29 protein-coding genes are annotated in these 25,131 nt (G+C 64.9%); 25 read left to right on the forward strand and 4 right to left on the reverse strand.

Annotated elements, in window-relative coordinates; translation table 11 throughout:
- The first annotated feature begins 37 nt into the window (after nt 1-37).
- The 25 genes from flhC to AC3A6F_RS07345 all read left to right on the forward strand — a co-directional run bounded on the left by flhC (nt 38) and on the right by AC3A6F_RS07345 (nt 22,253).
- On the forward strand, nt 38-634 hold the full coding sequence (flhC, locus tag AC3A6F_RS07225) for a flagellar transcriptional regulator FlhC (RefSeq protein WP_487679319.1): 597 nt from the start codon (nt 38-40) through the stop codon (nt 632-634).
- Nucleotides 594-1,397, forward strand: a complete 804-nt coding sequence (locus AC3A6F_RS07230; protein WP_487679661.1) for a class I SAM-dependent methyltransferase — start codon at nt 594-596, stop codon at nt 1,395-1,397. The genes flhC and AC3A6F_RS07230 overlap by 41 nt, the downstream gene beginning before the upstream one ends.
- Nucleotides 1,398-1,543: 146 nt before the next feature.
- Nucleotides 1,544-2,398 (forward strand): flagellar motor stator protein MotA, encoded by an 855-nt coding sequence (gene motA, locus AC3A6F_RS07235; protein WP_320475184.1) that lies wholly within the window; start codon nt 1,544-1,546, stop codon nt 2,396-2,398.
- Nucleotides 2,399-2,450: 52 nt separating this feature from the next.
- Nucleotides 2,451-3,383, forward strand: coding sequence for a flagellar motor protein MotB (motB, locus tag AC3A6F_RS07240; RefSeq protein WP_487679322.1), 933 nt, complete (start codon nt 2,451-2,453; stop codon nt 3,381-3,383).
- 25 nt (nt 3,384-3,408) lie between these two features.
- The gene (locus AC3A6F_RS07245; protein WP_487679324.1) at nt 3,409-3,957 is read left to right on the forward strand and encodes a chemotaxis protein; all 549 of its coding nucleotides are present in this window, start codon (nt 3,409-3,411) and stop codon (nt 3,955-3,957) included.
- A gap of 74 nt (nt 3,958-4,031) precedes the next feature.
- Entirely contained in the window at nt 4,032-4,397 is a 366-nt protein-coding gene (locus AC3A6F_RS07250) for a response regulator (protein ID WP_487679326.1), read from the forward strand.
- 48 nt (nt 4,398-4,445) lie between these two features.
- On the forward strand, nt 4,446-6,620 hold the full coding sequence (cheA, locus tag AC3A6F_RS07255) for a chemotaxis protein CheA (protein WP_487679328.1): 2,175 nt from the start codon (nt 4,446-4,448) through the stop codon (nt 6,618-6,620).
- 12 nt (nt 6,621-6,632) lie between these two features.
- Nucleotides 6,633-7,136 (forward strand): chemotaxis protein CheW, encoded by a 504-nt coding sequence (locus tag AC3A6F_RS07260; protein ID WP_071362121.1) that lies wholly within the window; start codon nt 6,633-6,635, stop codon nt 7,134-7,136.
- Between the two features lie 79 nt (nt 7,137-7,215).
- Nucleotides 7,216-8,070 carry a CheR family methyltransferase gene (locus AC3A6F_RS07265; RefSeq protein ID WP_487679330.1) on the forward strand — a complete coding sequence of 285 codons (855 nt, stop codon included), beginning with the start codon at nt 7,216-7,218 and terminating at the stop codon, nt 8,068-8,070.
- 14 nt (nt 8,071-8,084) lie between these two features.
- The gene (cheD, locus tag AC3A6F_RS07270) at nt 8,085-8,684 is read left to right on the forward strand and encodes a chemoreceptor glutamine deamidase CheD (protein ID WP_487679332.1); all 600 of its coding nucleotides are present in this window, start codon (nt 8,085-8,087) and stop codon (nt 8,682-8,684) included.
- A 36-nt stretch (nt 8,685-8,720) separates the two neighbouring features.
- On the forward strand, nt 8,721-9,785 hold the full coding sequence (locus AC3A6F_RS07275; RefSeq protein WP_320475178.1) for a protein-glutamate methylesterase/protein-glutamine glutaminase: 1,065 nt from the start codon (nt 8,721-8,723) through the stop codon (nt 9,783-9,785).
- Nucleotides 9,786-9,926: 141 nt separating this feature from the next.
- Complete coding sequence (cheY, locus tag AC3A6F_RS07280) at nt 9,927-10,325, forward strand: chemotaxis response regulator CheY (protein WP_005666673.1); 399 nt, start codon at nt 9,927-9,929, stop codon at nt 10,323-10,325.
- 1 nt (nt 10,326) lies between these two features.
- Nucleotides 10,327-10,971 carry a protein phosphatase CheZ gene (gene cheZ, locus AC3A6F_RS07285; RefSeq protein ID WP_487679333.1) on the forward strand — a complete coding sequence of 215 codons (645 nt, stop codon included), beginning with the start codon at nt 10,327-10,329 and terminating at the stop codon, nt 10,969-10,971.
- A gap of 44 nt (nt 10,972-11,015) precedes the next feature.
- Nucleotides 11,016-12,230, forward strand: a complete 1,215-nt coding sequence (locus tag AC3A6F_RS07290; protein ID WP_487679335.1) for an EAL and HDOD domain-containing protein — start codon at nt 11,016-11,018, stop codon at nt 12,228-12,230.
- Between the two features lie 120 nt (nt 12,231-12,350).
- Complete coding sequence (locus AC3A6F_RS07295) at nt 12,351-14,720, forward strand: DUF3141 domain-containing protein (RefSeq protein ID WP_487679337.1); 2,370 nt, start codon at nt 12,351-12,353, stop codon at nt 14,718-14,720.
- A gap of 11 nt (nt 14,721-14,731) precedes the next feature.
- A complete protein-coding gene (locus AC3A6F_RS07300; protein WP_487679339.1) occupies nt 14,732-15,670 on the forward strand; it encodes a phosphate acetyltransferase in 939 nt (312 codons plus the stop codon).
- A 4-nt stretch (nt 15,671-15,674) separates the two neighbouring features.
- Complete coding sequence (locus AC3A6F_RS07305; protein WP_487679341.1) at nt 15,675-16,892, forward strand: acetate/propionate family kinase; 1,218 nt, start codon at nt 15,675-15,677, stop codon at nt 16,890-16,892.
- Nucleotides 16,889-17,536: a CoA transferase subunit A gene (locus tag AC3A6F_RS07310; RefSeq protein ID WP_487679343.1), complete on the forward strand. Its 648-nt coding sequence runs from the start codon at nt 16,889-16,891 to the stop codon at nt 17,534-17,536. The genes AC3A6F_RS07305 and AC3A6F_RS07310 overlap by 4 nt, the downstream gene beginning before the upstream one ends.
- 20 nt (nt 17,537-17,556) lie before the next feature.
- A complete protein-coding gene (locus tag AC3A6F_RS07315) occupies nt 17,557-18,240 on the forward strand; it encodes a 3-oxoacid CoA-transferase subunit B (protein WP_487679345.1) in 684 nt (227 codons plus the stop codon).
- Nucleotides 18,237-19,019: an enoyl-ACP reductase FabI gene (gene fabI, locus AC3A6F_RS07320; RefSeq protein ID WP_487679347.1), complete on the forward strand. Its 783-nt coding sequence runs from the start codon at nt 18,237-18,239 to the stop codon at nt 19,017-19,019. Before AC3A6F_RS07315 ends, fabI begins: the two co-directional genes overlap by 4 nt.
- A 12-nt stretch (nt 19,020-19,031) precedes the next feature.
- The gene (locus AC3A6F_RS07325; protein ID WP_487679349.1) at nt 19,032-19,286 is read left to right on the forward strand and encodes an RNA-binding protein; all 255 of its coding nucleotides are present in this window, start codon (nt 19,032-19,034) and stop codon (nt 19,284-19,286) included.
- A gap of 20 nt (nt 19,287-19,306) precedes the next feature.
- Nucleotides 19,307-20,350: a hypothetical protein gene (locus AC3A6F_RS07330; protein ID WP_487679351.1), complete on the forward strand. Its 1,044-nt coding sequence runs from the start codon at nt 19,307-19,309 to the stop codon at nt 20,348-20,350.
- A gap of 31 nt (nt 20,351-20,381) precedes the next feature.
- Complete coding sequence (atpG, locus tag AC3A6F_RS07335) at nt 20,382-21,251, forward strand: F0F1 ATP synthase subunit gamma (RefSeq protein ID WP_487679353.1); 870 nt, start codon at nt 20,382-20,384, stop codon at nt 21,249-21,251.
- Nucleotides 21,252-21,262: 11 nt separating this feature from the next.
- The gene (locus AC3A6F_RS07340) at nt 21,263-21,691 is read left to right on the forward strand and encodes a F0F1 ATP synthase subunit epsilon (RefSeq protein ID WP_487679354.1); all 429 of its coding nucleotides are present in this window, start codon (nt 21,263-21,265) and stop codon (nt 21,689-21,691) included.
- A gap of 1 nt (nt 21,692) precedes the next feature.
- Nucleotides 21,693-22,253, forward strand: a complete 561-nt coding sequence (locus AC3A6F_RS07345; protein ID WP_487679356.1) for an N-acetyltransferase family protein — start codon at nt 21,693-21,695, stop codon at nt 22,251-22,253.
- On the opposite strand, the gene AC3A6F_RS07350 is transcribed toward AC3A6F_RS07345, so the two are convergent.
- The 4 genes from AC3A6F_RS07350 to AC3A6F_RS07365 all read right to left on the reverse strand — a co-directional run bounded on the left by AC3A6F_RS07350 (nt 22,250) and on the right by AC3A6F_RS07365 (nt 25,080).
- On the reverse strand, nt 22,250-23,023 hold the full coding sequence (locus AC3A6F_RS07350) for a flagellar brake protein (protein ID WP_487679358.1): 774 nt from the start codon (nt 23,021-23,023) through the stop codon (nt 22,250-22,252). The genes AC3A6F_RS07345 and AC3A6F_RS07350 overlap by 4 nt on opposite strands.
- Nucleotides 23,024-23,126: 103 nt before the next feature.
- Nucleotides 23,127-23,966, reverse strand: a complete 840-nt coding sequence (panC, locus tag AC3A6F_RS07355; RefSeq protein WP_487679360.1) for a pantoate--beta-alanine ligase — start codon at nt 23,964-23,966, stop codon at nt 23,127-23,129.
- Nucleotides 23,967-23,993: 27 nt separating this feature from the next.
- Nucleotides 23,994-24,854, reverse strand: coding sequence for a segregation and condensation protein A (locus AC3A6F_RS07360; protein WP_487679362.1), 861 nt, complete (start codon nt 24,852-24,854; stop codon nt 23,994-23,996).
- Nucleotides 24,855-24,870: 16 nt separating this feature from the next.
- Nucleotides 24,871-25,080, reverse strand: a complete 210-nt coding sequence (locus AC3A6F_RS07365; protein WP_487679364.1) for a DUF3460 family protein — start codon at nt 25,078-25,080, stop codon at nt 24,871-24,873.
- Between the last annotated feature and the right edge of the window lie 51 nt (nt 25,081-25,131).

Here is a 25,131-nt window from a genome sequence, read left to right on the forward strand (position 1 = left end):
GCCGAACAGGCCGGGAGCAGCGGATGAGCAACAAGCTATGAGCAAAAAGAGCGTCGTAACCGAAGCGCAGGAAATCCAGCTCGCGATCGAACTGATCAACCTGGGCGCACGCCTGCAGTTGCTGGAGACCGAGGTCTCGCTGTCGCGCGAACGTTTGCTCAAACTGTACAAGGAGCTCAAGGGTGTCTCTCCACCCAAGGGCATGCTCCCGTTCTCCACCGACTGGTTCCTGACCTGGCAACCGAACATCCACTCCTCGCTGTTCATGAACATCCACCAGTTCCTGGTGGAGCATGCCGGTGCCTCCGGCATCCAGGCCGTCATGAAGGCCTATAAACTCTACCTCGAACAAATGCCGCCGGCGCCGGGCGAAGAACCGCTGCTGTCGCTCACGCGCGCCTGGACCCTGGTGCGTTTCTTCCAGAGCGGCATGCTGCTGCTGGCCCCGTGCAGCCGCTGCCAGGGCAAATTCATCGTCAACGCCCTCGACCTGAACGCCGACTATCTGTGCGGCCTGTGCCACATGCCTTCGCGCGCCGGCAAGACCCGCAAGGCCAAGGATGCCCGTGAAGCGGCCGAGCGCGCCGTTGCCGATGCGGCCGACGCTGCCGACGACGCCGCCGCCGGCGCCTGACTTGGCGCCACGTCTGTTCCGCTTTCCCGCGGTCCGGGCGCTCCTGATCCAGGTCGCCGCCTTTCCACTCACGCTCGCCATCGTCTACCTCCTCGCCAGCAACGGCCTGGTCTTGTCGTATTGGCACGTCGCCCTGGTGCAGGGCGTGCTGGCCGCGCTGCTGTCCTGGTGGCGCGGCCTGGCCAGCTGGTGGCGTGCGATCCAGTTCGGTTTTCCGCTGGCGCTGCTGGGCGCCAGCCAGCTGGCGATCCCGCCGGCCGCGTTTCTCGCCGTCTTCCTGTTCCTGTTATTACTGTACTGGTCGACCTACCGCACCCAGGTGCCTTACTACCCGTCCGGGCGCAAGGTGTGGGGGGCGGTGGCGGCCGCGCTGCCGCAAGAGCGGCCGCTGCGCGTGATCGACATCGGCAGCGGCATCGGCGGCCTGGTGCTCGAGCTGCAGCGGCGCCGGCCGGAGTCGCGCATCGAGGGGATCGAACTGGCGCCGCTGCCATGGCTGGCCAGCCATGTGCGGGTGCTGGCCAGCCGTAGCCGTGCGCGCTTCATCCGCGGCGATTACGAAAGACTCGACCTCGGCGACTACGACGCCGTGTTCGCGTATCTGTCGCCCGCCGCGATGAGCGCGCTGTGGCGCAAGGCCGCGCGCGAGATGCGGCCCGGTTCGACGCTTTTCAGTTACGAATTCGTCATCGAAGACCGGCCACCGAGCCGCGTTATCCATCCAGCCATAGGCGGCCCAGCGCTGTATATGTGGGACTTTTAGGCGACAAATGGTGAGTATTCAGGGAGTTTTTCTTGCTCGTGGGCCATTCTCCAGCTAGAGTAGTTCCCTGAATAAACTTTTTCTGAAATTACCGGTTTCGGGTCCTCAGGACGAGGTCGAAACAGGCTTTTCTGGAGCAAAATCCCTTGTTAGTGATTGTTGGTTACATCATCGTTTGCGCCTGCGTGTTCGGCGGGTTTGCGCTCGCCGGCGGCCACCTGGCGTCGTTGTGGCAGCCGATCGAGCTGTTGATGATCGGCGGCGCCGCCTTTGGCGCTTTCTTTGTCGGTAACAACGGCAAGGCGATCAAGGCCACGCTGAAGGCCTTCCCGAGCATCTTCAAGGGCTCCAAGTATACGAAGGACATGTATATGGAGCTCATGGCCCTGCAATTCGACGTGCTGTCGAAAGTGCGCAAGGAAGGCCTGATGTCGATCGAGGGCGATATCGAAGCGCCGGATTCGTCGCCGCTATTCTCCAAATACCCGGCGGTGGTGGCCGACCACCACATCATCGAATTCATGACCGACTACCTGCGCCTGATGGTGTCGGGGAATATGGACGCGATGCAGATCGAAAACCTGATGGACAACGAGATCGAGACCCACCACCACGAAGGCGCGATTCCGGCCCACGTGATCGCCAAGATCGGCGACGGCCTGCCGGCGTTCGGTATCGTGGCGGCGGTGATGGGCGTGGTGCACACCATGGAGTCGGTCGGCCTGCCGCCGGCCGAGCTGGGGATCCTGATCGCGAAGGCGCTGGTCGGCACCTTCCTGGGCATCCTGCTGGCCTACGCCTTCGTCTCGCCGCTGGCCACCGTGCTGGAACAGAAGCTCGAAGAATCGACCAAGATGTTCCAGTGCGTGAAAGTCACGCTGCTGGCGAGCCTGAACGGCTATGCGCCGGCGCTGGCCGTCGAATTCGGCCGCAAGGTGCTGTACTCGACCGAGCGCCCGACGTTCGCCGAGCTCGAAGAGCACATCAAGAAGAAGAAATAAGCCGCGATGACCGCATTTGACTTCACCCCCGGCTGCATGAAGGGAGGCGCGCATGGCTGACGACAACGCGCGGCCCATCGTCGTCAAGCGCATCAAGAAGGTGGCCGGCGGCCACCACGGCGGCGCCTGGAAGATCGCCTACGCCGACTTCGTGACCGCGATGATGGCGTTCTTCCTGCTCATGTGGCTGCTGGGCTCGACCGCCAAGGGCGACCTGGTCGGCATTTCGGAATACTTCAAGACGCCGCTGAAGGTGGCGATGGCGGGCGGCTCCGGTGCGGGCGACTCGTCGTCGGTCATCAAGGGCGGCGGCGAAGACCTGACCCGCGCCGCGGGCCAGGTCAAGCGCGGCGAGTCGGTGCCCGAGAAGAAGACCTATGACCTGCAGGCGGCCAAGGCTGCGCTGGCGCGCGAAGAAGGACAGCGACTGCAAATGCTCAAGTCGCGTATCGAGTCGGCCATCGAGGTCAACCCGCTGCTCAAGAAGTACCAGAACCAGCTGCTGCTCGACATCACCAGCGAAGGCCTGCGCATCCAGATCGTGGACGAGAAGAACCGCCCGATGTTCGCGCTGGCCAAGGCCGAGCTGCAGCCGTATACCAAGGAAATCCTGCACATTATCGGCATGGTGCTCAACGAGGTGCCGAACAAGCTCGGCATCTCGGGCCATACCGATTCGACGCCGTACTACAGCGATGCCGGCTACAGCAACTGGGAATTGTCGGCCGACCGCGCCAATGCCTCGCGCCGCGAGATGGTGCTGGGCGGCCTGCAGGACGACAAGGTGCTGCGCGTGGTGGGCCTGGCCTCGGCCGCCCACCTCGATGCGAAGGACCCGTTCAATCCGGTCAACCGCCGCATCAGCATCATCGTCATGAACAAGCGCACCGAAGACGCGGTGCGGCGCGACGCGGCGACGCTGGACGTGCCGGCGGAAGACGCGGCAAGCGCGGCCACCGCCACGCTGGAAGCAGTAAAAAAATAGGCCCGGCAGGACTGGAGAGAGTGAAATGACAAGAAAAAAAATATTGGGATCGCATGTGAAGCGCCTGCTGTCGGGCGTGTCCATGCACGGGCGGCGCCACCTGACCGAGGTCGAGACCGACCTGCTGCAGACCGAACTGCTGCTCGAAGAAGCGATCGACAAGCTCACCGCCAGCTTCATGGCGGTGCACACGGCGGTCGGCGCGCGCCAGGAAGCGATCGAGCGGCTGCTGGAAGGCGGTGCGCCGACGCCGGAAGACCGGATTCTGCTGTCGTCGATGTCGGGCGAAGTGGGCGCGCACGTGAACACGGCGATTACCAGCATGCAGTTCCAGGACATGACGGCGCAACTGATTGAACGTACACTGCGACGCGTGGCGGGCTTGCGCGACTTTTTGGGCACGCTCAGCGAGCATGGCGCCGATATTGCGCCCGAGACCGACAGCGACGAGATCGTCGAGCGGCTCGGCAAGGTCAGCATGGCGCTGGCGATCCAGTCGCTCGAACTGCGCAGCATGCTGCGCCGCTCGGTCGAGCAGAAGCACCTGGAAAGCGGCGACGTCGAGCTGTTCTGAGCTTTGCTCCGAGCGCATCAACCGAACAATTCAACCGGCGCGAAGCCGGATACAAAATAGCAGGAGCAAAAAGAATGGCAAAAACGATTCTCGCGGTCGACGATTCCAGTTCGCTGCGCCAGATGGTGGCGTTCAGCCTGAAGGCCGCTGGCTACAACGTGGTGGAGGCCGTGGACGGCCAGGACGGCCTGGAAAAGGCCAAGCAGCAGAACGTCGACCTGGTGCTGACCGACCAGAACATGCCCAAGATGGACGGCCTGCAGCTGATCAAGACCCTGCGCACGCTGCCTGGCTACGCCAAGACCCCGATCCTGATGCTCACCACCGAGTCGTCGGACGAGATGAAGAACAAAGGCCGCGCCGCCGGCGCCAACGGCTGGCTGGTCAAGCCCTTCGATCCGCAGCGCCTGATCGAGGTGGTCAAAAAAGTGATCGGCTGACGCCATGCGCCACGCCCTGACCCTGCTTTCATTCGAGCGGACAGTCTTATGACCATCGACATCAGCCAGTTCTACCAGGTCTTTTTCGACGAAGCAGAGGAACTGCTCGCCGAAATGGAACGCCTGCTGCTGGGCGTCGACGTCGCCGCGCCCGATGCGGAAGACCTGAACGCGATCTTCCGCACCGCCCACTCGGTCAAGGGCGGCGCATCGACCTTCGGCCTGACGGATATGTGCGACGTGACCCACGTGCTGGAGTCGCTGCTGGACCGTATCCGCAAGGGCGAGATGGCGCTGACCTCGAACCACGTGGACGCCTTCCTGGCGGCCAAGGACGGGCTCAAGATGCAGCTCGACGGCCACCGCCATGGCGCGACCGTGGACAATGAAGCCATCGCCAATGTGCGCATGGCCTTGCACGACCTGGCCGAGGGCCTGGTGCCGGCCGCGCCGGTGGTGGCGCCGTCCTACCTGACGGCCCAGGCGCGCACCGAACACTCTACCGAAGGCGCGCACCGCTACAAGATCGAGCTGCCCGAAGTCGCCCAGCGCGACATCAATGCCCTGGTCGACGAACTGGGGCTGATGGGCCGCGTCTCGGTGGCGCCGCTCGAGGGCGGGCGCACGGCGCTGGTCATCACCACCCACGAGAGCCTGGACGACATCATCGCGATCTGCTCCTTCGTGCTCGACCCGGACGACCTGAGGATCTTCGAGGCGCCGGCGCTCACGCCCGAGCAGCGCGCGATCGAGGCGGCCGAGCGCAAGCGCATCGAGGATGCGCAGGGCTACGGTTTCTTCGGCCCGGACGACGACGTCGCACCTGCCGGCGGCGAGCTGTCGGACGACGATCTCGGTTACGGTTTCTTCCAGCCGATCGAGCAGATCCGCGCCGCGGCCGGCATCGTGGCCAGTGCGCCCGAGCCGGTGGCTGCGATGTCGTTGCAGGCCCAGAACGTGGTCGAGCACCTGGCCGAACTGAGCGCCGAGAAGAAGGCGGCCAAGAAGGACGCTCAGTCCGAATCGTCGTCGATCCGGGTCTCGGTCGAGAAGGTCGACCAGCTGATCAACCTGATCGGAGAACTGGTGATCACCAACGCCATGCTCGAACAGCGCAGCACCGTGCTCGACCCGATCCTGCACGAACGCCTGCTGTCGTCGGTGAGTCAGCTGGGCCGCAACACGCGCGAGCTGCAAGAGGCCGTGATGTCGATCCGCATGATGCCAATGGACTTCGTGTTCTCGCGCTTCCCGCGCATGGTGCGCGACCTGGCCGGCAAACTCGGCAAGAAAGTCGATTTCATCACCCACGGCGCCGCTACCGAACTGGATAAAGGCCTGATCGAGCGCATCGTCGATCCCTTGACCCACCTGGTGCGCAATTCGATCGACCACGGCGTCGAGATGCCGGCCGCGCGCTTAGCTGCGGGCAAATCGGAAGCGGGGCGGTTGTTCCTGTCGGCCGGCCACCAGGGCGGCCACATCGTGATCGAAGTGGCGGACGACGGCGGCGGCCTGAATCGCGAGAAGATCCTGGCCAAGGCGGCCTCGAACGGCCTGGCCGTCTCCGACACCATGAGCGATTCGGAAGTCTGGCAGCTGATCTTCGCGCCGGGCTTCTCGACCGCCGAAGTGGTCACCGACGTCTCCGGCCGCGGGGTCGGCATGGACGTCGTCAAGCGCAACATCACCGCCATGGGCGGCACGGTCGACATCCGTTCGGCGGCCGGTTTCGGCACCACGATCTCGATTTCGCTGCCCCTGACGCTGGCGATCCTGGACGGCATGTCGATCAGGAGCGGCGAAGAAGTCTATATCCTGCCGCTGTCCTTCGTGGTCGAGTCGCTGCAGCCGGCGCCCGAAGACGTGCGCGACATCGCCGGGCGCGGGCGCGTGCTGAAGGTGCGCGGCGAATACCTGCCCCTGATCCCGCTGCACCAGATGTTCGACATCGAGCCGCGCCACCGCGAGCCGAGCGACGGCATCGTCGTCATCCTCGAGACCGAGGGCAAGAAGGCGGCGCTGTTCGTGGACGAACTGGTGGGCCAGCAGCAGGTGGTGGTCAAGAACCTGGAAGCGAATTACCGCAAAGTGGCCGGGATCTCCGGCGCAACCATCATGGGCGACGGCGGCGTCGCCCTGATCCTCGACGTGGCGGCGCTGGTGCGCTCGTCGCGTCAGTTGGCCGACGATCCCGTCGTTCCATCAATTTTTACTCAATAAGAAGGAAATCCCATGTCCAACCTGGCAAACACCACCTCGGCTGACGGGACCGCGAACGACGGCGCCGGCAACGAATTCCTGGCCTTTACCCTCGGCTCGGAAGAATACGGCATCGACATCCTGAAAGTGCAGGAAATCCGCGGCTACGAAGCGGTCACCCGCATCGCCAACGCACCTGAATTCATCAAGGGCGTGATCAACCTGCGTGGCATCATCATCCCGGTGGTCGACATGCGCATCAAGTTCAACCTGGGCACTCCGGTGTACGACCAGTTCACCGTCGTGATCATCCTGAACATCGGTGGCCGCATCATGGGCATGGTGGTCGACAGCGTGTCCGACGTGACCACCCTGACGCCAGACCAGATCAAGCCGGCGCCAGAGATGGGCACCGCCTTTAATTCCGACTACATGATTGGCCTGGGCACGGTCGACGAGCGCATGCTGATCCTGGTCGACATCGACAAGCTGATGTCCTCGGGCGAGATGGGCCTGATCGACAAGCTGGCTGCATAATAAAGCAGCGGCACGCAGCATCCACATCGGACCGCGTCAATCGTGGCGCGGACCAACCAGCATTCAGAAGGCAACACACGTGCCGCAGCAGAAAACAGAGACGGTCAAGGAATTCGATTTCACGCGCCGTGACTTCGAACGGGTACGCGCGCTGATCCACCAGCGCGCCGGCATTTCGCTGGCCGACAGCAAGCAGGAAATGGTCTACAGCCGCCTGGCGCGGCGCCTGCGCGCGACCGGCATCCAGTCGTTCGCCACCTACCTGGACGACCTGGAGACGGGCCGCATGGACCGCGAGTGGGAGTCGTTCACCAATGCGCTGACGACCAACCTGACCTCGTTCTTCCGCGAGGCGCATCACTTCCCGCTATTGCTCGATCATCTGACCGCGGTGCGCAAGAAGGACACGCGCCCGCTCACGATCTGGTGCTCGGCGGCGTCGACCGGCGAAGAGCCGTACTCGATCGCGATGACGGCCTGCGAGGCCTTCAATACGCTCACGCCGCCGGTGCAGATCGTCGCCACCGACATCGACACCAATGTGCTGACCACCGCCTCGAATGGCGTGTACCCGATGGAGCGGCTCGACAAGACGTCGCCGGAGCGCTTGCGCCGCTTCTTCCTGAAAGGGAAGGGCGCCCACGAAGGCATGGCGCGCGTGCGCCCCGAGCTGCGCAACCTCGTCACCTTCAAGCAGCTGAACCTGCTGGCCGACGGCTGGCCGCTGGAAGGGCAGTTCGACGCCATCTTCTGCCGCAATGTGATGATTTATTTCGACAAGCCGACCCAGCGCAAGATCCTGAGCCGCTTCGTGCCGCTGATGAAGCCGCACGCGCTGCTGTTCGCGGGCCACTCCGAGAACTTCCTGTACGTGTCGGACGCGCTGCGCCTGCGCGGCAAGACGGTGTATGAACTCGATGGGCGCAGTGCCTGAAGCGTGGGACGACCATGAACAACCAGTTCGCCACCAACCTCTATCACGACCGCACCTTCAATGTCGACGCGGCCAAGATCCTGCCGGGTGAGTATTTCTATACCAATAAGGACATGCTGATCGCGACCGTGCTCGGCTCGTGCGTCTCGGCCTGCATCCGCGACCGCCTGACCGGCCTGGGCGGCATGAATCACTTCATGCTGCCCGATGGCGGGGCGGACGCGGGCAACAACCCGGTGTCGGCCTCGATGCGCTACGGCTCGTTTGCGATGGAGATCCTGATCAATGACCTGCTCAAGGCCGGGGCCCGCCGCGAACACCTGGAAGCAAAAGTGTTCGGCGGCGGCGCCGTGCTGCGCGGCTTTACCGCGATGAACGTCGGCGAGCGCAACGCCGCCTTCGTGATGCAGTTCCTCAAGACCGAACGCATCCCGGTGCTGGCCGAAGACCTGAACGACATCTATCCGCGCAAGGTGTTCTTCTTCCCGCGCACGGGCAAGGTGCTGGTCAAGAAATTGATGCAAACCCAGAACGATACGCTGGCGAAGCGCGAACTCGACTACGCCAAGCGACTCAAGGTCGAACCCGTCGGTGGCGCCATCGACCTGTTCTGACCTGCTTATTGCTATATGGAGTTGAAAGGGAAAGTCATGAAGACCAAGGTGCTGATCGTCGACGACTCCGCGCTGATCCGCAGCGTGATGAGCGAGATCGTCAATTCCCAGCCCGACCTCGAAGTGGTCGCCACCGCGCCCGATCCGCTGGTCGCGCGCGAATTAATCAAAAAGCATAATCCCGATGTCTTGACCCTGGACGTCGAGATGCCCAAGATGGACGGCCTCGACTTCCTGGAAAAGCTGATGCGCCTGCGCCCGATGCCGGTGCTGATGGTGTCGTCGCTGACCGAGCGCGGCTCGGAAATCACGATGCGCGCGCTCGAACTGGGTGCGGTAGACTTCGTGACCAAGCCGAAGATCTCGATCCAGACCGGCATGCGCGAGTATGCCGACATGATCGCCGACAAGATCCGCGCCGCCGCACGCGCCCGCATCGCGCCGCGTTCGCGCACGCCGCAGGTTGCCAGCGCGCCGCTGTCGGCCCTGAGGAGCCCCCTGATTTCTTCCGAAAAGCTGATCATCATCGGGGCCTCGACCGGCGGCACCGAAGCGATCCGCGAATTCCTGATGCAGATGCCGTCCGACTGCCCGGGCATCCTGATCGCCCAGCACATGCCGGAGGGATTTACGAGCTCCTTCGCCAAGCGCCTGGATTCGCTGTGCAAGATCAGCGTGGTCGAGTCCGCCGGCAACGAGCGGGTGCTGCCCGGCCACGCCTATATCGCGCCGGGCCATTCGCACCTGCTGCTGACGCGCTCGGGCGCCAACTACATGACCCGCATCGAGCAGAGTCCGCCGGTCAACCGCCACCGTCCCTCGGTCGACGTGCTGTTCCGCTCCGCCGCGCAGGCGGCCGGTAAAAACGCCGTTGGTGTTATCCTGACCGGCATGGGCAAGGACGGCGCGGCCGGCATGCTCGAGATGCGACAGGCCGGCGCCCACAACTTTGCGCAGGACGAAGCCAGCTGCGTCGTGTTCGGCATGCCGCGCGAAGCGATCGCGCTGGGCGCCGCCCACGACGTCGGTCCCTTGCAGGCATTGCCGCGCATGGTGCTCGAACATCTGGCGGCGCAGGGCGGCCGGGCGTTGCGTGTTTGATCCGAATTAGAGCTGGAGACATGCTTTAGGGGCTATTTTATCGCCGTAAGGCAACAAAAATGCTATTCTTGAGCCTGTTATCTCGCCCACCAGGGCAGCTCACCCAACAAACCACAGTATAAGATTCAAACGGAGTTATTCATGGCTGATCCAAAGATGCGTTTCCTGGTTGTTGACGATTTCTCGACGATGCGCCGCATCGTGCGAAATCTGTTGAAAGAACTGGGTTATGCCAACGTCGACGAGGCAGAAGACGGCGTCATGGCGCTGGCCAAGCTGCGCAGCGAATCGTTCGACTTCGTGGTGTCGGACTGGAACATGCCGAATATGGACGGCCTGACCATGCTGCAAAACATCCGTGCCGATCCCGCGCTGGCCAAGCTGCCGGTGCTGATGGTGACCGCGGAAGCGAAGAAAGAGAACATCATCGCCGCCGCCCAGGCCGGCGCCAGCGGCTATGTGGTCAAGCCGTTCACGGCGGCGACCCTCGACGAGAAGCTGAACAAGATCTTCGAGAAACTGGATAAAGCCGGAGCCTGAAATGGGTGAGATGAACTCGGCGCACGAGGCCGGCGCGGCCTCTTCGCATGAAGAGGTGCTCAAGCGCGTCGGCCTGATGACCCGTGCGCTGCACGAAAACCTGCGCGGGCTGGGGCTCGACAAGCTGATCGAAAAGGCGGCGAGCGACATCCCCGATGCGCGCGACCGCCTCGATTACGTGGCGCGCCTGTCGGAGCAGGCTGCCAAGAAGGTGCTGGACGCGACCGATGCGGCCGGCCCTCTGCAAGATGCGATCGAGACCCGCTCGGCCGAGCTCAAGAAAGGCTGGCAGGGGCTGCTGGACAAGGGCGCGACCGAGGCCGAATGGCGCGAGATGGCACAGCGCACGATTTCCGGCATGAACGAGTCGGCGGCGGGGGCAGTCGCCACCCGCAGCGAGTTGATGAACATCATGATGGCCCAGGACTTCCAGGACCTGACCGGCCAGGTGATCGGCCGCATCACGGGCATCGCGCAGAACCTCGAGAAGCAGCTGGTGCAGGTGCTGATCGATTTCGCCCCGAGCGAGATCAAGCGCGAGCTCGACAACGGCCTCTTGAACGGCCCGCAAATCAAGCCGACCGGCACCGAAGTCGTGGCCGACCAGGGCCAGGTCGACGATCTGCTCGACAGCCTCGGGTTCTAGGCCGGCGCCGCGCATTTCGCCGGTCACTCATTTACGGCGCCTTCATGCATCGCACCAACTTCATCGTCCGCGAACCGCTGCTTGATCCAAAGCAGCGCGTTCTCGGCTATGAGCTGTCGTGGCAGCAGCACGACGGACGCATTCCCACCGACCAGGACCTGGAAGGGCTGGTCGGTTTCGTCGCCGAGCACGTCAACCATGACGACCATGGCTGGCTGCTGCGCGACAAGATCCTGTTCCTCGACGCGGTGCCGGGCATGCTGTCGCTCGACGCCCTGCACGCGCTGCCGCCGGAACGCACCGTGCTCACCTTCGACATCCGCCAGCTGACCGACCTCGACGTGCGCTCGGCCGTGCAAGCCGTGCGCGCGGGCGGCGTCGGCGTGGCGATCCGCGGCTGCGACATCAATCTGCTGGGGCGCAACCTGTCGCCGTATGCCTCCTACCTCGAGGTGCGCTTCACCGGCGCCAACGTGGCCGACCAGGCCCGCAGCTATGCCGCCGCCAAGCATTCGGCGCTGCGCATGGTGGGGCGGCCGGTGGGCACCTGGGCCGACTTCGACGCCTGCGCCGCGCTCGGGCTCGACGCCTTCGTCGGCAAGCTGCACCTGACGCCGCGGCCGGGCAACCCGGTCAAGGGCATGAACCCGACCCAGAGCATCATCCTGCAACTGATGCAGCTGGTGCAGAACAACGAGGACGTGCCCAAGCTCGAAAGCGTGCTCAAACGCGACCCCGCCCTGACCTATAAGCTGCTGCGCTACATCAATACCGCGGGCTTCGGCGCCGGGCGCGAAGTGCAGTCGCTGCGCCAGGCGATTTCGCTGCTGGGCTATGCGCCGCTGTACCGCTGGCTGGTGCTGCTGCTGGCCACGGCCAGCGCGAGCGGCTATTCGCCGGTGCTGATGGAGACCGCCGTGGTGCGCGGCCGCCTGGCCGAGCTGCTGGGGCAAAAATACCTGGGTAAGAGCGAGGCCGAGAACCTGTTCGTGGCCGGCATGTTCTCGCTGCTCGACCGGCTGCTGGGGCTGAGCATGCAGCAGGTGCTCGAAACCATCCAGCTGCCCGACGGGGTGGTGCAGGCGCTGACGCGGCGCGAAGGGCCGTATGGGCCCTACCTGGCGCTGGCCGAAGCCTGCGAGCTCAATTCGAACCTGGTGGCGTCGCTGGCCGATACGCTCGCGATCACGCCATCCGAAGTCAACCAGGCCCACCTGTCGGCGCTCGCCTGGGCGCAGAGTGTGGCGGTCGAGGCCTGAAGTGGGACCATGGTCTGATTGTGACTTGATCAGATAAGCCGAGAATGGAAGCTGCAGCGGATTAAGCGGCACGCATATTCCTTTCCCGAGCAACGGATTTCCTCCTTTTGAGGTTCGTTCATGGACACCAAGCACCTTGCACGGAGCCATGAGATCGGCACCAAGATCGGTCTCATCCATCAAAAGCGCATGAAGACCGCGCTGGCGCAGTTCAGCCAACGCGCCGGCGCGGCGGTGAGCGGGGCGGTGGGCGACAAGGTCCCGGACGCCAGGGTTCTGGATAAACCTGCAGCCTGGATGACCGGACTCAATCCCTGGTCGTACCAGCATTATGCGGTCGATGCCTTCCAGCGTTCGATCCTGTTCTGGGACACCTTGCGCCAGCGCGGCGACAACTTCCTCGAGCGCGCGGCGAAAGGATCGGCGCCGGTCCTGCATTTCGACTACGAAACCATCCTCGACGGCCGCGGCTTCGCGCGGCCGGTGAACTATGCGCTGCTGCGGATCGTTCCCCCGGCCGGCGTCACGACCGACCCCGCGAAGCGCCCCTATCTGATCATCGATCCGCGCGCGGGCCATGGCCCCGGCATTGGCGGCTTCAAGGACGATTCGCAGGCCGGCGTGGCGATGCGCGCCGGCCATCCGGTGTACTTCGTCAGCTTCTTCCGCGACCCCGAACCCGGGCAGACGATGCTGGACGTGTGCAGCGCCGAGGGGCAATTCGTGAAACACGTGCGCGCGCTGCACCCGGCCAGCGAGAAACCGGCCATCATCGGCAACTGCCAGGGCGGCTGGGCGGCGATGATGCTGGCCGCCTCCAGCCCCGACGATACCGGGCCGCTCCTGATCAACGGGGCGCCGATGTCGTATGTGAGCGGGGCCTGGAACGAAGGCGAGGGCGACAATCCGATGCGCTATGCCGGCGGGATGCTGGGCGGCACCTGGCTCTCCTCCTTCGCCGCCGACCTCGGCAACGGCATCTTCGACGGCGCCCACCTGGTACAGAATTTCGAGAACCTGAACCCGGCCAATTCGCTGTGGGACAAGTATTACAAGGTCTACCAGCATGCCGACACCGAACCGGCGCGCTACCTGGACTTCGAGCGCTGGTGGGGCACCTATTACCTGCTGAACAGCGAAGAGATCGAATTCATCACCCGCAACCTGTTCGTCGGTAACAAGCTGTGGTCCGGCGACGTCAAGGGCAACACCGGCCAGGCCTTCGACCTGCGCGCCATCGAGATGCCGATCATCCTGTTCGCGTCGATGGGCGACAACATCACCCCGCCCGAGCAGGCCTTCAACTGGGTGGCCGACATCTATGGCAGCACCGAGGAAATCAAGGCGCGCGGCCAGGTGATCGTGGGCCTGCTGCACCAGAACGTCGGCCATCTCGGCATCTTCGTGTCCGGCAAGGTGGCGAAGAAGGAATACACGCAGCTGGTCTCGGTGCTCAATGAAGTCGAGATCCTGCCGCCGGGCCTGTATGGCATGCAGATCAACGAAGTCAAGGACGGCAGCGCCGAAGGAAAACCCCGCTACGAGGTTACCTTCCACGAACGCCGGCTCGAGGACGTCAGCACACAGTTCAACCGCTTCAACCGCGTCGACGAGCAGCCGTTCGAGGCGGTGGCGGCGCTGTCCGACTTCAACCAGCGTGGCTACGAACTATTCGTGCAGCCGTTCGTGAAAGCCATGTCCAACGACCTGAGTGCGCGGATGCTGCGCGTGTTCCATCCCTTGCGTGTCCAGAACTGGGCGCTGTCGAGCCGCAATCCCTGGATGGCGTGGCTCGAACCGGCGGCGCAGGCGGTCAGGGAGCAGCGCCAGCCGCTGGATGAGCACGACCCGTGGCGGCGCCTGGAAAGCGCGGGCGCCGAGCTGGTCAGTGCGTCGCTGGACCTGTATCGGGGCTTGCGCGACGCCGCCACCGAAGCGGGCTTCTTCAGCATCTACGCGAATATGTATTCGCTCTACCTTGCGGACCGCAAGCCGGCGCAGGCGGAATCGGAGACGCTCGATGCGCGCGCGCTGCCCTTCGTCCAGGAAGCGCTGGCCTCGATCGCCGAGGGCGGCTACGCCGAGGCCTTCGCCCGCCTGGCCAGCCTGCGCGCCCAGCAGGGAGAACTGCTGCCGCTGTCGCGCCTCGTCAAGCGCAAGGAGCTGGCGCAGGCCTATGCCGACTACCTGCCCGACGTGCCGCTCGACCAATGGCGCCGCCTGCGCGGCGAGCAGGACATCATTGCCCGGTATGAGCCCGAGAAGGCCGTCGCCACCTTGCCGATCCTGTTGCGCGATCGCGGCGACCGCGAGCGGCTGCTGCATCTGGTCGACGAGCTGATGGCGGATGAGCGTGTGCAGGCGACGCCGGCAACGAGCGCCCAGCTGGCCATGGTGGAGCGGCTGCACGCGCTGCTCAGTGGCGAACCGGGCCAGCGGCCAGCGTTCCCGCAAGTCCCCGATGCGCCGGCCTCCGCGCGCCTCCATTGAAAGGACCCGAGATGGAACCGAAACACGAGAAATACCAGCGGCTGATCGACTATTGCCGGGACCTGCCGCCGTTGCCGACCGCCGTTGCCCACCCCTGCGACACCAGCTCGCTCTCCGGCGCGCTGGAAGCCGCGCGGATCGGCCTGATCGCGCCGGTCCTGGTCGGACCGCGCGCACGGATCGAGGCGGTGGCGCAGGAGAACAGCCTGCGCCTCGGCGACGTGACGATCGTCGAGGCGGCCCACAGCCATGCCGCGGCGGCGGCCGCCGTCGAGCTGGTGCGCGAGGGCAAGGCCGAAGCCTTGATGAAGGGCAGCCTGCATACCGACGAGCTGATGGGGGCGGTGGTCAAGCGCGAGACCGGACTGCGCACCGCGCGCCGCGTCAGCCATTGTTTCGTCATGGACGTGCCGGGTTATCCCGACGCCCTGGTCATCAGCGACGCCGCCGTGAACATCGCGCCGACCTTGGAAGAAAAGATGGATATCCTGCAGAACGCGATCGATCTGGCGCATGCCCTGCAATTCAGGGAGGTGCGGGTGGCGGTGCTGTCGGCGATGGAAACGGTCAACCCGAAAGTGCCTTCCACGGTCGAGGCTGCCGCACTGTGCAAGATGGTCGACCGCCACCAGATCAGCGGCGCCCTGGTCGACGGCCCGCTGGCGCTGGACAATGCGATCGATCCGGATGCGGCGAAGATCAAGAAGATCGATTCGCCCGTCGCCGGGCGCGCCAATGTGCTGCTGGTGCCCGATCTCGAGGCCGGCAATATGCTGGCCAAGAGCCTGTCCTTCCTGGCCGGCGCCGATGCGGCCGGCATCGTCCTCGGGGCGCGGGTGCCGATCATTCTCACCAGCCGCGCCGATTCGATGGTCACCCGGCTGGCCTCGTGCGCGGTGGCCACCTTGGTGGCCAAGGCGCGCCGCGAGAGCGGCCAGCCGGTGAGGTGACGCCATGGCCGACCTCATTCTCGTGCTCAATGCCGGCTCGTCGAGCATCAAGTTTCGCGCCTTCGACGCCAGCCGGGACGAACCCGAGCTCGTCCTTTACGGCCAGGTCGAGGGACTGAGTATCGGGGGGAAAGTCAGCGCCGCGAAATTCAGCGCGAAAGATGCCGACGGCGCGCCGATCGGCGAGCGGCGCTGGGAGCCCGACGCCGCGCTCGGCCACCAGGAGGCGACCGACTATATCGGCGACTTCCTGCGCAGCCACCGCGCGGACCACCGGCTGGTGGCCGTCGGCCACCGCGTCGTGCATGGCGGCGTGCAGTTCACCGACGCGGCGCTCGTGACGCTGGCCGTGATCGAGGCGCTCGACCGCTTGAGCCCGCTCGCGCCCCTGCACCAGCCGCACAACCTGGCGCCGATCCGCACCCTGCTTGATGCGCGGCCGGACTTGCCGCAAGTGGCCTGCTTCGATACTGCCTTCCACCGCGCGCAACCCGAGGTGGCGCAGGCCTACGCGCTGCCGGACAACATCACCAGACTGGGGGGGCGGCGCTACGGCTTCCATGGACTCTCCTACGAATACATCGCTTCGGTGCTGCCGGCCTATCCGGAGCTGGGCGCCGCCCGCGCCACCCTGGTGGCGCACCTGGGCAACGGTTCGAGCCTGTGTGCGCTGGCGGGAGGCAAAAGCGTGGCCAGCACCATGGGATTCACCGCCGTCGACGGCTTGCCGATGGGTACCCGCTGCGGCAACCTGGATCCGGGCGTGGTGCTGTTCCTGTTGGATTACCTCAAGATGGATGCGCGCGCCATCGAAGACCTGATCTACAAGCAGTCGGGCCTGCTCGGCGTGTCGGGCATCTCGAGCGATATGCGAACCCTGCTGGACAGCGACGATGCGCGGGCGCGCTTCGCGGTCGACCTGTTCGTCTACCGCATCGGCCGCGAACTCGGCTCGCTGGCGGCCGCCACCGAGGGCGCCGACGCCCTGGTGTTTACGGCCGGCATCGGCGAGCATTCGGCGCTGATCCGCGAACGGGTCTGCCGTGCGGCGCGCTGGCTCGGCGTCGAACTCGAGCCGGCCGCCAATGCCGCGGGAGGGCCGCGCATCAGCACGGCGCGCAGCAAGGTCTCGGCCTGGGTGATTCCGACGAATGAAGAGCTGATGATCGCGCGGCACACGAGGGCTGTAGTGAGCAGGGACGCAGTGAGGACGGCCGCATGAAAACGGTCAGCCTGGAGGACTCGGTCGCCATGATCCCGGACGGGGCCAGCCTCATGATCGGCGGCTTCATGGGCGTTGGCACGCCGGAGCGGGTGGTCGACGAACTGGCGCGCCAGGGCAAACGCGAGCTGACCGTGATCGCGAACGACACCGCGACCCCGGGCCGCGGCATCGGCAAGCTGGTCACGGCCGGGGCCGTGCGCAAGGCGATCGTCAGCCATATCGGGCTCAATCCGGAAACCCAGCAAAAGATGATCGCCGGCGACATCGAGGTCGAACTGGTGCCGCAGGGCACCCTGATCGAGCGGCTGCGCGCCGCCGGCCATGGCTTGGGCGGCGTGCTGACGCCGACCGGCGTCGGCACCGCGGTCGAAGAGGGCAAGCGCAAGATCGAGGTCGACGGCGCACCTTATCTGCTGGAGACGGCGCTTGGCGCCGATTTCGCGCTGGTCGAATCCTTCCTCGCCGATTACGAGGGCAATCTGGTCTACGCCCTGACCGCCCGCAATTTCAATCCCGTGATCGCGATGGCGGCCAGGACCGTGATCGTCGATGCCGCCAATATCGTCCCGGTAGGGATGATCTCGCCTGACCATCTGATGACGCCGGCGGTGCTGGTCGATTACCTGGTGGCCCACAGGTGACTGACGAGGAAAGCCGTTCCATGGACGCTCCCACCCTGATCGCCAGACGCATCGCCCAGGAATTGCGCCCGGGGATGCTGGCGAACCTCGGCGTCGGCATTCCGACCCTGGTCGCCAACTACGTTCCGCCCGGGATGCACATCTACTTCCAGTCCGAGAACGGCCTGGTCGGTACGGGGCCGATTCCGCAGGAAGGCCTGGAGCAGGCCTATCTGACCGATGCCGCCGGCCAGCCGGTCACGGCCTTGCCCGGCGCGGCGACCTTCGACAGCGCGCTCTCGTTCGGCCTGATCCGGGGCGGCCACCTGGACCTGACGGTGCTGGGCGGCTTGCAGGTCGATCAGCAGGGCCTGCTGGCCAACTGGATGATTCCCGGCAAAATGGTGCCCGGCATGGGCGGCGCCATGGACCTCGTCACCGGCGCCAGACGCGTGATCGTCGCCATGCAGCATACCGCCAGGGGCAAGCCGAAGATCGTGCGGCAATGCTCGTTGCCGCTGACGTCATTACGCACGATCGACTTGCTGGTGACGGAACTGGCGGTGATCGGCTTTGAAGGCGGACGCGCCACCCTGCTGGAAACGGCGCCCGGCGTCGGGGTGGAGCAGGTGCTCGCGGCGACCGAGGCCGAGCTGGTGGTGGCCAGCAAGGTGGCGCAGATGCGGATCGAAGGAATCAACGTAATCGAAGGAGCTTCATCATGACGAATGAACGCCACCGCCCGATATTGGAGGGCAAGAAGGCCCTGGTCTCCGGGATCGCCAACGAGCATTCGATCGCCTACGGATGCGCCAGGGCGTTCCGCGAACTCGGCGCCGAGCTCGCCATCACCTATACCGGCGAGAAGACCAGGACCTATGTCGAGCCGCTGGCGCGCGAGCTCGGCGCGCCGGTCTTCATGCCGCTCGACGTCACCAGGGCAGAGGACATCAAGGCCGTGTTCGGCGAGATCGAACGGCAATGGGGACAGCTTGACCTGTTCGTGCATTCGATCGCGTGGGCGCCGAAAGAAGACCTGCGGGGCGGGCTGCTCGACAGCAGCGCCGAGGGCTTCGGCCAGGCGATGGACATCTCCTGCCACTCCTTCGTGCGCATGGCGCGCCAGGCCGCCCGCCTGATGAAGGACGGCGGCAGCATGTTCACGATGAGCTATTACGGCGCCAACAAGGTGGTCGCCAACTACAACCTGATGGGACCGGTCAAGGCGGCGCTGGAAGCGTGCGCGCGCTATCTTGCCTATGAACTCGGGCCCAGGCATATCCGGGTGCACGCCCTGTCGCCGGGGCCGCTCAAGACGCGCGCGGGCTCCGGCCTGAAGGACTTCGACCTGCTGCTTGCAGACGCAGCCGAGCGCGCGCCGCTCGGCGAGCTGGTCGACATCATGGACGTCGGTTTCACGTGCGCCTTCCTGGCCACGCCGTATGCCAGGCGGCTGTCCGGCGAAACCATGTACATCGATGGCGGCGTGCACATCATGGCCTGAAGGAGGATTGCCATGGCTGATTTATTGATGGGAAACGTGGAAGCGGGGACCAGCGACGAGGACATCAAGGCCTTCCTGGTCAAGTATGGGTTTCCGCCTTTCGATGAGATCGAGCACCTGCCCGGCAACGGTTCGCGGCCCGCGGTATTGCTGACGTTCAGGGATGCGCCGCCGGAAGCGCTGAGCAGCTTGCTGCCGCGCGTCCAGGATATGTTCTGGAAGAACCGGAAGATACATGTGCATATCGTCAACGAACGCTATAACTAGCGCAGTAGCGAGGACCGGCGATGGGTTTGCTCGACAGGATCAGGCACGAGGGTGACAGGGCCACGGCGAAGGACAAGGCCGGCGTGAACGCGGCGATCGAACGCCGGCTGGCGCTGCATCCGCAGCTCGGCCTGGCGCGCGGTTGCCGGAAGCGTCTTGCCCCTGCGGTGGCGACCTCGTTCGCCCATGTGCGCGCGCTGGTCGATGCGGTGCCGGCGGCGCGCGATGCCAGCGCCGCCGCCTGGGATGGCGACCCCTACATCCACGCCTGGTTCGGCGCACCCGCCGACGTCGCGTCGCGGATCAGCCGTTCGGCCGAGCTGCGGGCCTGTTTCGCCAAAAACAGCGATGCGCCGGACGCATATGCGGTGCTGGGGATGGAACTGGCCGAACGTCACATCCTGGGCGCCAGGATGGAAGGGGAGACGATGCGCCGCGACGTGCCGCAGACGACGCTGAGTTTCAGCGACCACCAGGTCAGGATGTGCGGGCGCGACGATGCCGAACTCCGGGATGAGATCGTGCGGCGCCTGCTGGACGAACTCGCGCTGGCCGGACTGGCGCGTAGCGCCGCGGACAAGTCGCGGCGCGCCGTGCTCGAGCGCGAGCGTGCGCTGCTCAAGACGCGGCTGCAATTGCTGGAGCGCCAGGGCCAGGGCATCCGCGGCGTGATCGGCGGCGACGTCGCGAGCGACTCTGGCGAATTTGCGCGGCTGCAAGCCCAGGTCGAGGAGAACGCGCGCGACCTGTCCGAACTGGGGCTGCGCGAAGACGCGCTGGAGCGCGAACTCGAACACGTGCGCGGGGTGTTCGCCCAGCCTGACCGGCATCTCTCGGTGTCGACCAGGCGACTGACCCTGGACCGGATGAACGTCGTGATCGAGCCGGGTACGTCAACTGGCACGCCGATGAACGACCTCGAATTCCGGATCGCCCGCCTGCCGACCCTGCCGCCGCGGGTGCGCGCATTTTCGCTGGTGCGCTTCGCACGGACCAGCCTGCTGCCGGAAACAAGCGTGTTCGAGCAAGCCGGGCAATTGCTGTCGTCGGGACTCCGGTCCTGATGCCGGTTCACCGGATAAGAAGGAGCACATCATGGCTGGGGGCAGGGAAATACGCGACAAGATCAAGAGTGTGGAAAGCACGCGCAAGATCACCAAGGCGATGGAGATGGTCGCCACCTCCAAGATGCGCAAGGCGCAGGAGCGAATGCGCGCCGCGCGGCCCTACGTGCGCAAGATCCGCAACATCGCCGGGCACCTGGCCGAAGCGAGTCCCGAATACATCCATCCCTTCCTTCTGACGCACAGCGAGGCAAAGCGGGTCGGCTTCATCGTGGTCACGACCGACAAGGGCTTGTGCGGCGCCATGAACACCAATATCCTGCGCGCGGTGACGCACGCCATGCATGAACACCAGGACCGCGGCATCGGCAGCGACCTGGTCGTCATCGGCAACCGCGGCCTGTCGTTCATGAACCGCATCGGGGCGCGGGTGGTCGCGCACGCGGTGCAGCTGGGCGACACGCCGCACCTCGAACGGCTGCTGGGTCCGGCCAAAGTCCTGCTCGACGCCTACCAGAACGCCCAGATCGACGCCATCCACCTGTGCTACACCAAGTTCATCAATTCGATGAGCCAGCAAGCCGTCATCGAGCAGCTGGCGCCTTTGGCGCCGGAGAACGTGCGGGCCGAACGGGGCACGCATGCCTGGTACTACCTGTACGAGCCGGACCCGGCCCAGGTGATCGACGAACTGCTGGTGCGCTACGTCGAGGCGCTGATCTACCAGGCGGTCGCCGAAAGTTTCGCGTCCGAGAATTCGGCGCGCAGGATGGCGATGAAGGCGGCCAGCGACAACGCGGCCAGCATCATCGACGACCTTAAGCTGGTCTACAACAAGACCCGCCAGGCGGCGATCACGAAGGAACTGTCCGAGATCGTCTCCGGCGCGGCGGCGGTCTGAGCGAGATCATCATGGCAACTCCAGCTACCATCCACGTCAGTGTCGTCTCGGCCGAGGAAGGGGTGTTCGAAGGCGATGCGGAGTTCGTCGCGTTGCCCGGAGAAAGCGGCGAGCTGGGCATCTATCCCATGCATACGCCCTTGATGACAAGGATACGGCCGGGGGCAGTGCGCATCAAGGTGCCGGGACAGGATGACGAAGAACTGGTGTTCGTCGCTGGCGGCATCCTCGAAGTGCAGCCGTACGGGGTCACGGTGCTGGCGGACACGGCCATCCGAGGACGCGACCTGGACGAAGCCAGCGCGAACGAAGCACGCAAGCAGGCCGAGGAAGCGTTGCGCAACCGGGGCACGAAGATCGATTACGCCAAGGCGCAGTCGGAACTGGCGATCGCCATTGCGCAAATCCAGGCCCTGGCGCGGCAAAAGAAGCGGCTCTGAGATGCAAGACGACATACCGGACAGAGCGGGGCTGCCGGCCCTGGCACGGCTGCGCGACGGCCGTACGGTCTTGTTGCGCGAGATTCGGGCAGAGGACGAAGACGAGATGCGCGATGCCTTCCATCGGCTGTCGGCGGATTCGCGCTATGCGCGCTTCATGATCCCGCTGCGCGAGCCGCCGCCCGCCATGCTGGCGGCGGCGACCCGCCCGGATCCACGCCATGACCTGGCGCTGGTCGCCGTCAGCGGGGAGGGCGGCCCGGAGCAGGACATCGTCGCGGGCGCGCGCTATGTGGGCGCGGCGGGCAGCGATAGCTGCGAGTTCGCGCTCACCGTCGCCGACGATTGGCACGGACTCGGCCTGGCGCGGCGTCTGCTGGAAATACTCATCGCGCACGCCACGGCGCGCGGATTGCGCCGCATGGAGGGTTTCGTGCTTGCCGCTAACACCCCGATGCGGCGGCTGGCCCGGCGCCTGGGCTTCGTCGACCGTCAGTGCGAAGACGATGCCACGCTAAGCGTGGTCAGCCTCGACTTGACGACCGGCCCTGGTAACTCTTAGACCGTCGCGGCGCGGCGCTCGGTGCGGCCGCTGGTCAGGAAGCGCTCGAGCGTCTGCTGCAACTGCATCGAAATATTCACGAAGCTGCAGCCGATCTGCACCTGCTCGCCCAGCAGGAAGGTGCGGAAGGGGCGCATCAGGCGCACTTCGAGGTCGGCCGTGACGACCAGCGCCGGTCCCAGTTCGAGCCGCACGCCGATCAATTTCTTGCCGACATGTAGCCCGAAACACTGTTCGGGCGAGGCGCGCATGCCGACGCCGCCCTGGGAAAAATCGTAGAGGGGCAGTTCGTACTGGCGGCCCGACAGGCCGAAGCTGGCGCTGTAGTTGGCGCCGACCGGCGTCTCGACCCGGCGCGCGGAACGCCGGTTCAGCACCAGGCAGTGTTCGGGGAAGGTCGCCGGCACCAGGTGCGGCTGGCCGGGCAAGCCCTCCCAGTCGCTTTCCAGCTCGAATTGCAGCTTGGCATTGCCGCCGATCGCGCTGACGAAGGTGGCGTGGTGGGTAACCGGCATTTCACTGCCAGTAAAATCCAGCACGAAATGCGGTAACTCCGCATCGACCGACTCGATCCGCACCAAGATCGGGTCCTGGATGCCGGAATAGACGGTGACGGGATCGCCGCTCTGCGACAGGGCGGTCAAGGCTTCGCCGATGTCGAACGGATCCGACATGTGGTGCGGCGCGGCATTGCCGGGAATGCGGCTCAATAGATCGGATGGCTTGGGCGGGCCCTTGCGGGCGATGGCGACGGCATCGGAGACGTTCACGGCGGGGTCCTGGACGTGATTGTAAAATGCTGCTGCACGGAAGTATAACCCTGTTTGCAATCTTGTTGCAAACGGGAAATCAATCGTGCAGCATTGGCATGAATCAAATTTCCAGGTTATCGATCAGGCGGGTCGCGCCCAGCTTGGCCGCCGCCAGCACTACCAGTGGCTCGCCGCGTTCGAGGTCGGCGCCATTCGGCGCCTGCAGGTCGATGCGCTTGCGCACCGAGACGTAGTCCGGTTTCCAGCCGCGTTCGGCAAGAAAGGCCATCGCGCGCGCCTCGACGCCGCCGACGTCGCGCTCACCGCTGCGGACGGTGTCGGCCACCGCGTTCAGTTGCTGGTACAGCACCGGGGCTTCGGCACGCTCGCTGCCCGACAGGTAACCGTTGCGCGAGGACAGGGCCAGGCCGTCGTCGGCGCGGAAGGTCTCGGCGCCGATGATCTCGGTCGGCAAGGCGAACTGGCGCGCCATATTCCGCACGATCATCAGTTGCTGGTAATCCTTTTTGCCGAACACGGCCACGCGCGGCTGCACGCACGAGAACAGCTTGGTGACGACGGTGCACACGCCCTCGAAGAAGCCGGGGCGGAATTCGCCTTCCAGCGTATTGCCCAGGTCGTCCGGTGGACGCACGCGGTATTCCTGCGGCTCGGGATACAAATCCTTCTCGGTCGGCGCGAACAGCACATAGACGCCTTCCTTTTCCAGCTTGGCCACGTCTTCCTGGAAAGTGCGCGGGTATTTGTCGAAATCCTCGTTCGGGCCGAACTGCAGGCGATTGACGAAGATCGAGGCGACCACCGGGTCGCCGTGACGGCGCGCCAGGCGCATCAGCGACAGGTGGCCTTCATGCAGATTGCCCATTGTCGGCACGAAGGCGGTGCGCAGCTGGCCGCGCAACTGATCGCGCAATTCGTCAATGGAAGAAATGATTTTCATGGGTGAACAAATGAGAATAAAGCGGCATCAAGCCGGCGAATAGGCCAGGCGCACGTAGATCGGCGCAAAAGGCTCGGCCTGGGTAATTTCGATCAGTGTTTCTTTCGCCAGTTCGAGCATGGCGACAAAGTGTACGACCACGATCGGCACCGTGTGCTGCCCGGCGAACAGGTCGCCGAATTCGACGAAACGCTGCGATTGCAGGGTGCGCAGGATGGCCGACATATGCTCGCGCACCGACAGTTCCTGGCGCCCGATCCGGTGGTGCTGGGTCAGCTTGGCGCGGCGCAGCACGTCGAGCCAGGCGCGCTGCAAGTCCCACGGATCGACGTCCGGCAGGGCCGTATTCAGGCCTTGTTCAACGAACAGCTGCGGGCGCACGAAGTCCCGGCCTTCCTGGGGTACATTGCCCAGCGCGACGGCAGCAGACTTGATCTGTTCATAGTCCAGCAGGCGGCGCACCAGTTCGGCGCGCGGGTCGCCAACGTCCTCGACCAGGTCGTCCTGGCGCTTGGGCAGCAGCATGCGGGATTTGATCTCGATCAGCATCGCAGCCATCAACAAGTATTCCGCCGCCAACTCGAGGTTGCTCTTGCGGATTTGTTCCACGTACACCAGGTACTGCAGGGTTACCTGCGCCATCGGGATGTCGAGGATGTTGAAGTTCTGCTTGCGAATCAGGTACAGCAGCAGATCGAGCGGACCTTCGAAGGCGTCGAGGAAGATCTCGAGCGCGTCGGGCGGGATGTACAGGTCGTTCGGCAGGCGCGTCAGCGGCTCGCCGTACAGGCGTGCGATCGCGGCGTCTTCCGGTGCGGATGGCGCGGCATGCTGGTCGTCCATGGCGGCTTCCAGAGGGATATCCTCGGCCGCCCCCTGGGGCATCATGCGCGCGCTCCCGGCCTCAGACCTTGTTCTGGTACGGGTAGGCCTGCTGGCGCAGGCGCGATTCCTGGACGCGGGCCTGCTCGTCGAGCGAGACCGGTTCCTTGTCCCACAGGAGGGCGCGGCCGGCGACCTGGCCTGCGTCCAGGTGCGGATTCTGCTTCTTGAGCTCCGAGATGAACTTGGTGTGCTCGGATTCGTACATCACGTGTTTTTTCGAGAAGATCATGATTCGCTTAAGATAAATGACGGCTGTGTGCCGGCGACGGGCAGATTCTTC

This window comes from Massilia sp. Soil_C_3, assembly GCF_057657035.1.